We start from the raw sequence: 13,277 nt of genomic DNA on the forward strand, positions 1-13,277 counted from the left end.
ACTCGCAGCTCCTTTTTCAATTTCAGAAATTACAGAAACATAAGGAACATGCAAGCTAAACTTCGCCAGCGCTTGCCATACGCCGGATTCAGCCGTCCTCACCCAACATCGGAGAGGGCCGGTCCAGAGCCAATTCGGCGTCGGAAAAGGTGAAAGGACTGCGCACTCCCGGCAGTCCTCCAAGATCAATCCGCATTCCGCGCGCGACCACTTGCGGGTCTGCGAATACCTCGTCGAGACGGTTGATTGGGCCTGCGGGAACGCCCGCTGCGTGGCAGTCATCGAGCAGGCCTTGCTTGGTCCATGCCGCTGTCGCCCTCGCAATTTCGGCATCGAGCGCAGCGGCGTTGGCTGTGCGGTCGCCATTGGTAATAAACCGCGGATCACTCACCAGATGGTCCAGATTCAGCACGCCCATCAGCTTGCGGAACAGCCCGTCATTGGCGGGTGACAGGATCACGTGACCGTCGCTTACCGGGAACACACCATAGGGCGCGACCTGCGCGTGCGCATTGCCCATTCGCGGCGGATTGTGACCGGTTGAGAAAAGATAGCTCGCCTGATTGGCCAGCAGCGCGACCGAACAATCCATCAGGCTCATATCGACATGCTGACCTTTGCCGGTCCGGGCGCGCATCAACAATGCCGCCTGTATCCCGTTCGCGGCCCAAACTCCGGTTGATAGGTCGGAGATCGAAATGCCCATCTTAACCGGATCGCCGCCCGGATCACCGGTTAAGGACATGAAGCCGCTCATCCCTTGAACCACGAAATCATACCCTGCTTCTTGGGCGCGGGGTCCGGTCTGCCCAAAGCCCGTTATTGAGCAATAGACGAGACCCGGATTGGTCGCAGTTAAGGCCGCGTAATCGAGTCCAAATTTGGAGAGACCACCCGTCTTGAAATTTTCGATCACTACGTCAGCTTCGGCGATCAGCGACTTGATCCGCGCCAAGTCATCTGCCCTTCTGAAGTCGGAGACTATCGATCGCTTCCCGCGGTTGCAGGCGTGGTAATACGCGGCCTCACGGTGCACCTTGCCACGGGCATCGACGCGCTCAACCCAAGGCGGCCCCCAAAGCCTTGTGCCGTCGCCCTCCGGGCTTTCGACCTTGATCACGTCGGCACCGAGGTCGGCAAGGATCTGACCCGCGAACGGCCCCGCGAGCACCCGCGCCAGTTCCACGACCTTAAGTCCGGCCAGCGGAGCATTGGGGTTGCGCGGCGTGCACAGCCACATGGCCTTATTCCCCTTCGTCCGCCAGATTGGCGCGCAGAAAAGTCACGCTATCAGCAAGCACCGGCCCCTTGCTTCGGAACGGTTTGGACAGCGCCATCACCACCTCTTCATGCGTCAGCGGCCCATAATTCCTCAGCTCAACCGGCGCGCCAAGCGCGCGCAGCTTTGCGGAAAGATTGTTAGCATTTCTTGGCCGCACCGTCTCATCACCCTGCGAAGTGACCAACAGCAGTGGCGGCGCATCGGCACGGGCAAATTCAATCGGCTGAGTTTCCAGTGGGCGCGGCCACTTACTCATCGCCGCAATCGAGCGCGGCTTAACGAAAGGGTAGAAATCGTAGGGCCCCGAAAGGCCGATGCTGGCCTTGACGACAGCCGGATCGACCCCGGCATCCATCAGCCATTTGGTATCAAGCGCAAGCATCACCGCGACATAGGCCCCGGCGGAATGGCCCATAAAGGCAATGCGATCAGGATCGCCGCCACGATCAGCAATATTGTCGCGCGTCCACGCCACCGCCTCTGCGCCGTCTTCCAGAAATGCCGGGAAGCGCACTTGCGGCACCTTGCGGTAATCGGGAACTACCACCAAAAATCCCTCGCTCGCCAAGGCCCGCCCGGCAAAGGCATAGGCCGCGCGGTCACCCTTGGCCCAGCCGCCGCCATACCAGAAGACCACGACCGGCAGCTTGCTCGCTTTTGGATGCGCCGGGGCCCAGATGTCGAGCGTCTGCCCGTGACTGCCGAAGGGCATACCTTCCGTCACCTGCCGTGCGTCCGCACCTCCGCCCGCCGCCCAATCATACTCCGACAGGAGCCTCGGCGGCGAAGTGAAAGCAAGCACACCTCCAATCATCAGGACGATAGCAAGTCCGATGAGTGCGATGACTCGGCGCATCACGCGACGTAGTGCGCAGTGGTGCTCGAGGCGATATCCGCGTCGCTGACGCCGGGAGCCCGCTCGATCAGGCGAAACGGACCTTCGTGATCGGGCCGCTGGAACACTGCGAGATTGGTGATCACCATATCAACCACGCCAGCACCAGTCAGCGGCAGGGTGCATTCGGGGATGAATTTGGGACTGCCATCCTTTGCGGTATGATCCATCACCACGATGATTTTCTTGACCCCAGCGACCAGATCCATCGCGCCGCCCATCCCCTTGATCATCTTGCCGGGGATCATCCAATTGGCGATGTCGCCGTTTTCAGCGACTTCCATCGCGCCGAGCACGGTCAAGTCGATGTGCCCGCCGCGGATCATGCCAAAGCTGGTGGCGCTGTCGAAATAGGCGCTATGCGGCAGTTCGCTAATCGTCTGTTTGCCCGCGTTGATCAGATCGGCGTCGACCTCGTCGTCATACGGGAATGGGCCAATGCCGAGCATCCCGTTCTCGCTCTGCAACGTCACCAGCATCCCTTGCGGAATGTGGTTCGCTACCAGTGTCGGAATGCCGATACCGAGATTGACGTAATAGCCATCGCGCAATTCCTTCGCCGCACGCGCGGCCATCTGATCGCGGGTCCAGCCTTTTGGTTCAGAGCTCATGGCGCGGACCTTTCTGGTAATAGCGGCGTCGGGATCAGGAACCAGCCTTCACCAATCAGCGGCTCCAATGCAGCTGCGTCGCTGGGGTTGAGAAGGTATTCAAACAATTCATGAAAGTCTGAGCGCGTATCACCGGCCATCGCAACCAAGCACGTGTTGCGCGCCAGTTCATCACGGCGGGTCTGCTTGCGTTCATCTGAGTTGCGCATCAGCAAAACCTCGTCAGTGCCCAGCGGGTCCAGCCCCGATTGATATAGCGCGCCGCGAATTTCATCGGTGCGATCGACAGAGCTTTGCGAAATCCACGCGATGCCGATGCCCCTGACGCGTAGCTGCGCCAGTCTTTCGGCTAGCGCGGGTGAGGCGCTGCGCGGATCAATCGGGAACAGCTCGCCCTCTTCCGGATCAAGGTCGATCAGCACCGTGGACACCCCCTCGGAACAGTCGATCCTGTCGGGTTTCAGCGCTGTTGGATCAACCAATGTCGCCGATGGCCGGGCATCGCTGCGCATGAAAGCCGGGTCCGATGCATAGGCGAAGAGCGGATCGAAGAATGTACCCCCTGCAACCGAAGGAGCGGCTTGAGGAATGGGTATAACGATCCCTGATCCCACACTCGGCGCTGCAGCAGACACCGAAGCAGGCGTGGGCTCAGGGGCGGGCGCAGGCGCGGGCTGCGCGGGTATCGCGACCGGTGCGGCGTCAGCCGGGTCATTTGCAGCAATTGCGGTCGTTGCCGCCGGTCCCATGGGTGCGCCGGCTGGTTCTGCCTTGGTCTCTGTCTCGGCAATAGTGAGAGCGTCACTGCTTTCTGAAACTGGGACGGTGGGCTCCAGCACACCCACTTCGCCTTCGGGACCATCATCCCGATTGGCATTGGGCTGCACGCTGGCCTGGGCGTTTGCCGGAGCAGATGCAGTCACCGGAGCAGGATCAGCGGCGGCAGCTATCGCGGCGTCGGTGGTCGTGGTAGCGGTTGTCGTGGTGGCTGATGCCGGTTCGCCTTCGTCCGCGGCATCCATCCGCGCTCCGCCAGCAAGCAATCCGCCCGCTGCAATCGGAAATGCAACCGCTACGCAGCCTTGCAATGTCACCGCCATACAGCCTGCCGCGATCAGCTTGACTGCGCGCCCTCGTTCGATCTCCAAAATCATGCCTCCTCGCGTTCGCGCACAGTGCGAAATTCGATTTTCTTGTCATATGGCGCTCCCAGGATGATGCGATTGACGAACACGCCGGGCAAGTGGATTTGATCCGCATCAAGCGCGCCTGCAGGAACAATTTCCTCAACTTCAGCGATGCAGATCCTGCCGCAGGTCGCCGCAGGCAGATTGAAGTTGCGCGCGGTCTTGCGAAAGACGAGGTTGCCTGTCTCGTCCGCCTTCCACGCCTTCACAATCGACAAGTCAGCAAAGATCCCGCGCTCGAGGATGTAGGTGGACATGATCCCGTCCTGATCGGGGAATTGCTTGTGTTCCTTGCCTTCTGCAACTTGAGTGCCGACGCCGGTTTTGGTGTAAAAGCCGGGAATACCCGCCCCTCCGGCCCGCATCCGCTCTGCCAAAGTGCCCTGGGGGCTGAATTCGACCTGAAGCTCTCCGGCCAGAAACTGCCGTTCGAACTCCTTGTTTTCGCCCACATAGGAACTGATCATCTTGGCGACTTGCCGAGTGCGCAGCAATTTGCCGATACCTTCATTGTCGATTCCGGCATTGTTGCTGGCAAAGGTCAGGCCGGTCACACCGCTGTCGCGAATGGCGTCCAGCAACCTTTCGGGAATGCCGCAAAGGCCAAACCCGCCGGCTGCGATCAACAAATTGTTGGCGATCACACCGTCGAGCGCCGCTGCGGCATCGGGATAAATCTTTGACATGGTAGGGCCCCGCGTCCTTTCGGCAATAAAGGCGGCAATGAAAGGTTGAACGGCGATGAGGCCGGTCAAGTCTGGCGTAATTAGTCGCAAGAATGTGCGCTGTCACGTTCCAGCATGCCAACCTTGCAGGTCTGCGGCAACGATCCCTGAACCGACGATGCTGCGTCGCACCATTCAAATACAGGATATTTGCTGCAATCTTGAGCGATTGTTCAAATTTTAGGCAGCATTTTTTGCAAGAACCGCCACAAAACTGACCGATTTCTGACATGTAATTGCGTTTTTTGCATGAAAAGGTGCGTCATTCGCACTTGCACAAAAAGTCGTCCGCCCTCATATGCAATTGTGCCTTTCAGGCATCCTCTCCCAAACTTTCAAGCCCGGCCTTTGTGCCGGGCTTTTTTTGTCCAGGGCATCGGGGTGCGATGCAAAAGCGCCGCCTTGCGCCTGCGATCCTTCGGTTTGCAATCCGCCGCTGCGCTCCTTAGCTACTCAGCGACGAGTTTGCCCTGTTTCATCAGCCTAAAGGACCTGCACATGGCCGATGCCGAAGCCGCCAATCCCAGCCGGACTGCACGCCTCCAGGTTGCTCCAGCGCGGCAAGAAGAATCGGGACAGGGGATCGCCAGAATGCCCCGCTCTGCGTTTCAAAAGCTCGGAATTACCGAAGGCGACGTGGTGGAGATCGCCGGAAAGCGCACAACGGCCGCGATTGCGATGGCCGCCTATGAAGAGGACGACACGCTTGATGTTGTCCGGCTTGATGGCTTGCAGCGGGGCAATGCCGAGACCGGATCAGGCGAGCATGTCACCATATCAGTGGCCGAATCGCGCCCTGCGACGCGGGTCGTTTTCGCCCCCGCCCAGCGCGAAATGCGGCTGCAGGGGCCGACGCAGGCGCTGAAACGCAACTTTTTTCGCAAACCGTTGGTCGCCGGCGATCTGGTTGCCACCACCGGACAACAGCCGGTGCAGAATATGCCATCGGACGTGCGCCAATTGCTGCGCGCCCCAGCCTATGCGCTGACGCAAATCCGGCTTTCGGTTGCTTCAACCACACCCAAGGGCATCGTCCATATTGACGACAACACCGAAGTTGAGCTGCGCACCGAATTCGAGGAGCCGCGCGATCCGCGCGCAGGCGTGAATTACGACGATGTCGGGGGCATGGTGGACACGATCCAGCAGCTGCGCGAAATGGTCGAGCTGCCGCTGCGCTATCCCGAATTGTTCACGCGGCTGGGCGTTGATCCGCCCAAGGGTGTGCTGCTGCATGGCCCGCCCGGAACGGGCAAGACCCGGCTAGCGCAGGCCGTGGCGAATGAAAGCGATGCCGAGTTCTTCACCATCAACGGACCCGAGATCATGGGTTCAGGCTATGGCGAAAGCGAAAAGCGACTGCGCGAAGTCTTCGAGGCAGCCACCCGTGCTGCTCCTGCGATTATCTTTATCGACGAAATCGATTCGATCGCGCCCAAGCGCACACAGGTGCCGGGAGAAGCGGAGAAGCGGCTCGTTGCGCAAATGCTCACCCTGATGGACGGGCTGGAGGCCCGCGCCAATCTGGTCGTGATCGCCGCGACCAACCGGCCCGACGCTCTCGACGAGGCGCTGCGCCGCCCCGGAAGGTTTGACCGCGAGATCGTAATCGGCGTTCCCGATCAAAGTGGTCGCCGCGAGATTCTGGCCATTCACACTCGCGGAATGCCGCTGGAACAAGCGGTCAATCTAGATGAACTGGCGCGGGTGACCCATGGTTATGTCGGAGCCGATATTGCTGCGCTTGCCCGCGAGGCGGCGATTGACGCGGTGCGCCGGATCATGCCCAGGCTCGATCTCGATGCACGCGAAATTCCCCCGGAGGTGCTCGAAGACCTGTGCGTCACCCGCGATGATTTCTTCTCGGCTTTGAAGCGCATCCAGCCTTCCGCCATGCGCGAAGTGATGGTGCAGATGCCCGATGTCGGATGGGACGATATTGGCGGCATCGGCGATGCGATCGACAAACTGAAAGAAGGGATCGAACTGCCGCTCAAGAACCCCGATGCGTTCCGCCGTTTGGGTATCCGCTCGGCCAAGGGTTTTCTGCTGTATGGACCGCCAGGCACAGGCAAGACGCTGCTCGCCAAAGCGGTGGCGAAGGAAGCCGAAGCCAATTTCATCTCGATGAAAAGCTCGGACCTGCTGTCCAAATGGTATGGCGAAAGCGAACAACAGATCGCCCGCCTGTTTCAACGCGCCCGCGCCGTTGCGCCTTGCGTGTTGTTTATCGACGAGATCGACAGCCTCGTGCCCGCGCGCGGTTCAGGGCAAGGCGAGCCGCAGGTTACAGGCCGCGTGGTCAACACAATCCTGGCCGAGATGGACGGGCTGGAAGAATTGCAATCGGTGATCGTGGTCGGAGCAACCAATCGCCCGACGTTGGTCGATCCCGCGTTGCTTCGTCCGGGCCGGTTTGATGAATTGGTCTATGTCGGCACCCCTGATGAGCCGGGCCGTGAGCACATTCTGGGCATCCACACTCGCAACATGCCGCTGGCGAAAGATGTAGATCTTGCTGCGGTCGCAGCAAAGACTGACCGGTTTACCGGTGCCGATCTGGAAGATGTGGTGCGCCGCGCAGGTCTGGCCGCGCTTCGCCGTCTCGGCGGTGATGTTTCCGAAGTCGCAATGGCCGATTTCGAGGAAGCTCTGAAAGACAGCCGCGCTACCGTTACCGCTGCGATGGAAGCGGAATATCGCAAGATACGCGGAGAGCTGAAAAAGCGCGCGGCGGAGGTCAACCCGATTGGCTTCTTCGCGCCTGACACTCTCGAACCGGCGCGGGCGAAGAAGCACGAATAGGGCCGCTATCAGGGCTCGCCCGCCTTGGGGTGCCCATGCGGCACCTCAAGCCGGTGGCGGATCAGAGCGTTCTCCATATTCTCGCGCAACCAAGCCAACATATGTTCGCGCACGTCGCAGCGCAGGGTCCAAAGATCCCCAATCGTCCCAGCGCTCAAGGACAGCCGCAACTCGATGCTTTCGGGGTAGGTCTGTGTCACGGCAAGCTCGCAATTGCGTCCGTCGAATAATGCGTGCGACCCGGCAAAGCGTTCAAATTCCGCACGGATCGGGGCGACGTCGGTAATTGGGTCGAGATGCAGGAAAACCGTGCCGGTCAGTGCTTCATTCTGGCGCGACCAGTTTTCGAACGTTTCATCGAGGAACCGGCTGGTCGGTACCACCAAGACCCGTTCATCCCACGTCCGCACGGTGACAAAACTCATGTGGATTTCTTCAACCCGCCCCGTTTCGCCATCGACCTTGACCAGATCGCCGATACGCATGGGTTCGGTCAAAGCGACCTGCACCCCGGCGATCAGCGACTTGAGCGCGGGCTGCGCGGCCGCTCCAATCGCCAGTGCGGCCAGACCGGCCGACGCGAGCATGGTTGTGCCAATCGTCCGCACCGAAGGGATAGCGAACAGCATCAGCCCGATTGTAATAAGAATTATCGCAAACGTGGCGATGCGCGACAGCACCGCAATCCGCGTGCGGCGACTGCGCGAGGCGATCGGGTCTGCGTCCGCCATGCGCAGTTCCATCGCCGCTGTCAGGCCGCGAACGATATTATAGGCGATCCAGCCGAGCAGCGCCGGGCGCAGAAACCGCGCAAAAGGCTCCCAAACTTCTCGCAGCGCCGGATCGGCTTGCGCTGCGAGCGTTACCCCGATAGCAAGGAAGGAGTACTTGATCGGCCGCCTAATACGCTGAATCAAAAGGGTATCGACCGCAATCTCGGACAGCTGGGTAAGCCTTCCGACAATCGCGAACACCGCCAAATAGGCGAGATAAGCGGCGACTACGGAGACCACTACGGTCAGGCCTGAAATCGTCAGCAATCCCCAATCAATCGCCCAATTTGCATTCTGGAATGCCTCAATCAATGCGCCGCGCCCCAAGACATGCCGGTGCCGATATCGATACCCAACGGTACATCCAGCTTCACTGCAGGAAGGGCAGCCTCTGCCATAACCCGTTCGATAATCGGAGTAGCATTCGCAACGTCGCTTTCAGGAAGTTCGAACACCAGCTCATCGTGAACCTGCAGCAGCATGCGAACATCTTTCAGGCCCGCATCGCGCAAGGCCGGGACCATGCGCACCATCGCCCGCTTGATAATATCCGCGCTGGTGCCCTGGATCGGCGCGTTGATCGCAGCGCGCTCTGATCCCTGACGCTCGGCCTGATTCTTGGACTTGATCCGGGGAAACCATGTCTTGCGACCGAACAGCGTTTCCGAATAGCCGCGCGCGCCGACCGTTTCGAGCGTCTCCATTATATAGCGCTGAATTCCCGGGAAGCGTTGGAAATAGGTGTCGATCATGGCCTGCGCTTCGTCGGGATCGACTTCGAGTCGTCCCGCCAGACCCCAGCGCGAGATGCCGTAGAGGATCGCAAAATTAATCGTCTTGGCCCGCGCGCGCGTGTCGCGGGTGACCTCGCCAAACATCTCAGCCGCTGTGCGCGCGTGGATGTCTTCACCATTGGCAAAGGCTTCTTTCAAGGTGCCAACATCGGCCATATGCGCGGCCAACCGCAATTCGATCTGGCTGTAATCAGCAGCGAGGATCACATTGCCCGCCTCCGGCACAAAGGCATCGCGGATTTGGCGGCCTATGGGGGTGCGGATTGGAATATTCTGAAGGTTGGGATCGGTAGAGGAAAGCCGCCCGGTCTGCGCTCCAACAAGACTGTAGCTGGTGTGTACCCGGCCAGTTGAAGCGTTTATCTGTGCCTGAAGCGCATCGGTGTAAGTGGATTTGAGCTTTGACAGATGCCGCCATTCGAGCACTTTCGCGGCAATCTCTGCACCTGTCCCGGCGAGCTTTTCCAGCACCGATTGATCGGTTGAATATTGCCCGCTCTTGCCTTTCTTGCCGCCTTTGAAACCCATTTTTTCAAACAGGACCTCGCCTAGCTGTTTCGGGCTGCCAACCGCGAATTCCTGCCCGGCGATGCCGTGTATCTCCCGCTCCAGCCTTACGGTTTCCGCAGCGAATTCCTTAGACAGCTTGGCGAGTCTTGCGCGGTCCACTTTGATCCCTTCGCGCTCCATCGCAGCCACAACAGGGATCAGCGGGCGGTCAACACGCTCGTAGATCCGGGTTCCGCCTTCGGTCGCCAGCCTCGGTTTGAGGCATTGATAGAGCCGCCAAGTTACATCGGCGTCCTCGGCAGCATATTGGGTCGCACGGTCTAGCGGGACCTCGCCGAAGCTTATGGCTTTCTTGCCAGTGCCGCACACATCCTTGAACGCCAACGGTTCATGGCCAAGGTGCCGACGAGACAATTCGTCCATCCCGTGCCCGCCTCCGATCCCATCTTCGCTGCGACCAGCATCCAGATCAAAGCTGATGACCATCGTGTCTTCGACCGGGCTGACCTGAATATCATGCCGGGCAAGGACATTGAGATCATATTTGCCGTTCTGGAAAATCTTGAGAACGCCGTCATCTTCCAGCATCGACTTCAGAGCCGTCAGCGCTAACTCAATCGGGATCTGTTCAGGCTTTTCATCGAACATATCGCTGCCGCCATGGCCAAGCGGGATATAGCACGCATCGTTCGGTCCCAGCGCAAGGCTTATGCCCACCAGTTCCGCCTGCATCGCATTGAGCGATGATGTCTCGGTATCAACCGCCACCAGACGCGCTTTCATCGCGCGGTCGGCCCAAGCCTCCAGCCGTTCAATCGTTTGCACGGTTTCGTAAGCGCTGCGCTCAACCGGGGGCATCTCGGGAAGCGGCTGGCGATTGCCGCTGGCACCGCCTGCGTCGCTGGCTCTTTCCGCCTTGGCCGGGTTCAGGTTGTTGGCCCGCTCTGGACTGCCCGTCCCTGCACCCAACCGTTTTAGAAGCGAGGTAAACCCATGTCTTTCAAGGAAATTGATAAGCGGCGCTTCGGGAATTTTCTCGATCCGCATATCCTCGATGGCAATGGGCAGATCGCAATCTTCGCGCAAAGTTACCAGCACGCGCGACAATTCGGCATCCTTGCGGCCTTCGATCAATCGATCCCTGAGCTTTGAGGCTTTCATTTCGGATGCCTGATCCAGCGCGGCGGTAAGCGATCCATGGTCTGCCATCAGCTTGCTCGCGGTTTTCGGACCAACCCCATAAATACCTGGAATATTGTCGGCCGTGTCGCCCATCAACGCCAGCACATCACCGACCAGTTCAGGCCTAACGCCGAATTTCTCTTCTACCTCATCGATATAGATGCGGGCGCTCTTCATCGTGTCGAGCATGTCGATCCTGCCTCGACCATTGGGGCCGTCGACTTCCCCGATCAATTGCATCAGATCCTTGTCGGACGAAACAATCGTGACATTCCACCCTTGCCGCTGCGCCGCGCGGGCATAGGACGCAATCAGGTCGTCCGCCTCCAATCCCTGTTCCTCGATACACGGCAGGCTGAATGCCCGCGTCGCATCACGGATCAATGGGAATTGCGGTCGCAAGTCCTCCGGCGGCGGCGGGCGGTTGGCCTTGTATTCGGGATAGATGTCATTGCGAAAACTCTTGGAATCCTTGTCGAGGATCACCGCAAGATGCGTCGGCCCATCGGCTGCATCAAGGTCATCGGCCAGTTTCCACAGCATAGTCGTATAACCATAGACCGCGCCCACCGGCGTCCCTTCGGGATTGGTCAGCGGGGGAAGCCGGTGATAGGCCCTGAAAATATAGGACGACCCATCGACGAGATAGAGATGCTGCTGATCAGAGGACATTTCCGGGTGCTAGCACCGCTTGGCCAGCTCCGAAACGGAAATTGAAAAGTGGCAGGAATATGGCGAAATTTGGGCAACTCGCCTCAATTCGCTTGCAATGCCACAATTCGGCCATTATTTGGGGCGTGAAGTCGGGGGTCAGAAGCCGACTTTCGCACGAGCTCGCAAAACTGGGCCGCGCGATATTCACTCGCTGAACAAGGAATTATATTATGCGTAAGTTCGTTCTTGCTGCTGCAATCGCCACCTCGGCACTTGGTCTTGCTGCTTGCGGTGAAACCGCTGACGCCGTTGGCGAAACCGGTGATGCGATGGCTGCCGACGCTGAATCGATCGCCGAAGATGCGACCGCTGTTGCTGAAGAAGGCGCAGAAGCCGTTGAAGGCGCTGCTGCTGAAGCTGGCGAAGCTGTTGAAGGCGCTGCCGAAGCAACCGGCGAAGCTGCAGAAGCAGCAGCTGTTGAAGCCGAAGCTATGGTCGAAGGCGAGTAATTCGTCCTTCATCGACGCGCTCTGTCATTGAACGCGGCGGGCCAATAATGGCAAAAAGAAAAGGCGGCGCTGCGAGGTGCCGCCTTTTTCTGTGCTCGATCTCAATCGGAATTATCTGCCACTTCCGCTGCGCGGCGCACTGGTCCATATCTGGCGCGGATTGCCCCCTGGATTTTGCTGAGCGCGGGCACCGAAACCATCATAAAGCGCTCGCGCAATCGAAGCGATTCGCCGTTCCCGCGCAAGCCGTGATCCCTGCCCTGTCACATAGATCGCAACCGCAATCGCGCGGCCATCGGGCGATTCGATGATACCGATGTCGCTTGAGGTGTTGTTGAGCGATCCGGTCTTGTGGCTGACCCTTGCTTCTGCCGGCATGTTGGCCGGAATTCTGCGGGAGCCGGTAACCGTGCGGCTCATCGAACCGAGCAGAACCTGACGGCTCTGATCGGACAGAAAATCACCGCGATAGAGCCCTTGGAGCAAGCGCACCATCGCCCGCGGCGTCGCTGCATCGCGCGGATCAATCCAGCTTGCCGGATCATATTCGCCATCATCGCGAACCAGTGTCGCAATGTCGCGGTCGATCGAAAAATCATTGATACCCTGACGGCGCATCCAGTCATTGACCGCCTGCGGCCCGCCGACCGCCGCAATCAGCGCGTCGGTCGCCGGGTTGCTGGAACGGGTAATCATCATCTCGATCAGATCGATTGCCGGCATGTAATTGCCTTCGCGCACCGGCGCCGCCGCTGACGAAAACTTCGCCGAGCGAACCGGGATGAGCAGCGGAAATTCTGACGTCAGCGAATAACGGCCCTGTTCAACCATTTCGAGATAGGTCGCGGCTACCGCGATCTTGCTGGTCGAAGCCATGGGGAACAATTGGTCGCCCAGCACCATGATCTGATCGCCAGTTGAAAGATCCACGGCGGCAACCCCGATGCGTCCGTCATTGCCATTGGCAAGCTCGGCAATGCGTTGTTCGAAACCGCTCGCATAGATTGCCTCAAACGTTTCGGGCGACCGCATTTCGGTGCCAAACGCATCGTCAAAACTTGCGTGCAGATCGTTTGACTGTGCCGCAACCGGGGCAGCGAAGGCGGCAAGGAGCGCCGCCAGCAAAGCAGGGACGCGATGGGAAATGAGGATGCGATAGATAAGAGCCATCGGGCGGAGATACTCCGATCAGGGTTAGCGGTGACTTAACATCAGTCTGTAGGTGCAAGCGATTCGCCGCGACAAGCGTTCGGGCCGCCGCATGCGACGAAATGTGCGCGCGCCGCGACCGGACTGGCGCTTACGCAGCTGACGGGTGGCAATTGCGCTTTCGTCGAACAACCGCATTTT

General features: G+C 59.4%; 10 protein-coding genes. 2 read left to right on the forward strand and 8 right to left on the reverse strand.

The genetic code is table 11. The annotated features are described in order from the left end of the window. Positions 1-88 precede the first annotated feature (88 nt). The 5 genes from ACM64M_RS11035 to ACM64M_RS11055 are packed head-to-tail and all read right to left on the reverse strand — an operon-like array spanning position 89 to position 4,661. Entirely contained in the window at positions 89-1,240 is a 1,152-nt protein-coding gene (locus tag ACM64M_RS11035; RefSeq protein ID WP_416228742.1) for a CaiB/BaiF CoA transferase family protein, read from the reverse strand. A gap of 4 nt (positions 1,241-1,244) precedes the next feature. Continuing rightward, complete coding sequence (locus ACM64M_RS11040; RefSeq protein ID WP_416228743.1) at positions 1,245-2,138, reverse strand: alpha/beta hydrolase; 894 nt, start codon at positions 2,136-2,138, stop codon at positions 1,245-1,247. After that, the gene (locus ACM64M_RS11045; protein WP_416228744.1) at positions 2,138-2,788 is read right to left on the reverse strand and encodes a 3-oxoacid CoA-transferase subunit B; all 651 of its coding nucleotides are present in this window, start codon (positions 2,786-2,788) and stop codon (positions 2,138-2,140) included. The genes ACM64M_RS11040 and ACM64M_RS11045 overlap by 1 nt, the downstream gene beginning before the upstream one ends. Next, a complete protein-coding gene (locus ACM64M_RS11050) occupies positions 2,785-3,942 on the reverse strand; it encodes a hypothetical protein (RefSeq protein WP_416228745.1) in 1,158 nt (385 codons plus the stop codon). The genes ACM64M_RS11045 and ACM64M_RS11050 overlap by 4 nt, the downstream gene beginning before the upstream one ends. After that, complete coding sequence (locus tag ACM64M_RS11055; RefSeq protein ID WP_416228746.1) at positions 3,939-4,661, reverse strand: CoA transferase subunit A; 723 nt, start codon at positions 4,659-4,661, stop codon at positions 3,939-3,941. Before ACM64M_RS11055 ends, ACM64M_RS11050 begins: the two co-directional genes overlap by 4 nt. A 537-nt stretch (positions 4,662-5,198) precedes the next feature. On the opposite strand from ACM64M_RS11055, the gene ACM64M_RS11060 reads away from it, so the two are divergent. Continuing rightward, positions 5,199-7,505 carry a CDC48 family AAA ATPase gene (locus tag ACM64M_RS11060; protein ID WP_416228747.1) on the forward strand — a complete coding sequence of 769 codons (2,307 nt, stop codon included), beginning with the start codon at positions 5,199-5,201 and terminating at the stop codon, positions 7,503-7,505. Positions 7,506-7,513: 8 nt separating this feature from the next. On the opposite strand, the gene ACM64M_RS11065 is transcribed toward ACM64M_RS11060, so the two are convergent. Continuing rightward, complete coding sequence (locus tag ACM64M_RS11065) at positions 7,514-8,590, reverse strand: mechanosensitive ion channel family protein (RefSeq protein WP_416228748.1); 1,077 nt, start codon at positions 8,588-8,590, stop codon at positions 7,514-7,516. Continuing rightward, the gene (gene polA / locus ACM64M_RS11070; RefSeq protein WP_416228749.1) at positions 8,587-11,436 is read right to left on the reverse strand and encodes a DNA polymerase I; all 2,850 of its coding nucleotides are present in this window, start codon (positions 11,434-11,436) and stop codon (positions 8,587-8,589) included. The genes ACM64M_RS11065 and polA overlap by 4 nt, the downstream gene beginning before the upstream one ends. 212 nt (positions 11,437-11,648) lie before the next feature. Between polA and ACM64M_RS11075 the strand changes: the two genes are divergently transcribed. Next, a complete protein-coding gene (locus ACM64M_RS11075) occupies positions 11,649-11,927 on the forward strand; it encodes a hypothetical protein (protein ID WP_416228750.1) in 279 nt (92 codons plus the stop codon). Between the two features lie 111 nt (positions 11,928-12,038). On the opposite strand, the gene ACM64M_RS11080 is transcribed toward ACM64M_RS11075, so the two are convergent. After that, the gene (locus tag ACM64M_RS11080; RefSeq protein ID WP_416228751.1) at positions 12,039-13,097 is read right to left on the reverse strand and encodes a serine hydrolase; all 1,059 of its coding nucleotides are present in this window, start codon (positions 13,095-13,097) and stop codon (positions 12,039-12,041) included. Positions 13,098-13,277 lie beyond the last annotated feature (180 nt).

Origin of the sequence: Qipengyuania sp. ASV99, assembly GCF_047872805.1 — a bacterium.
GTDB lineage: Bacteria > Pseudomonadota > Alphaproteobacteria > Sphingomonadales > Sphingomonadaceae > Erythrobacter.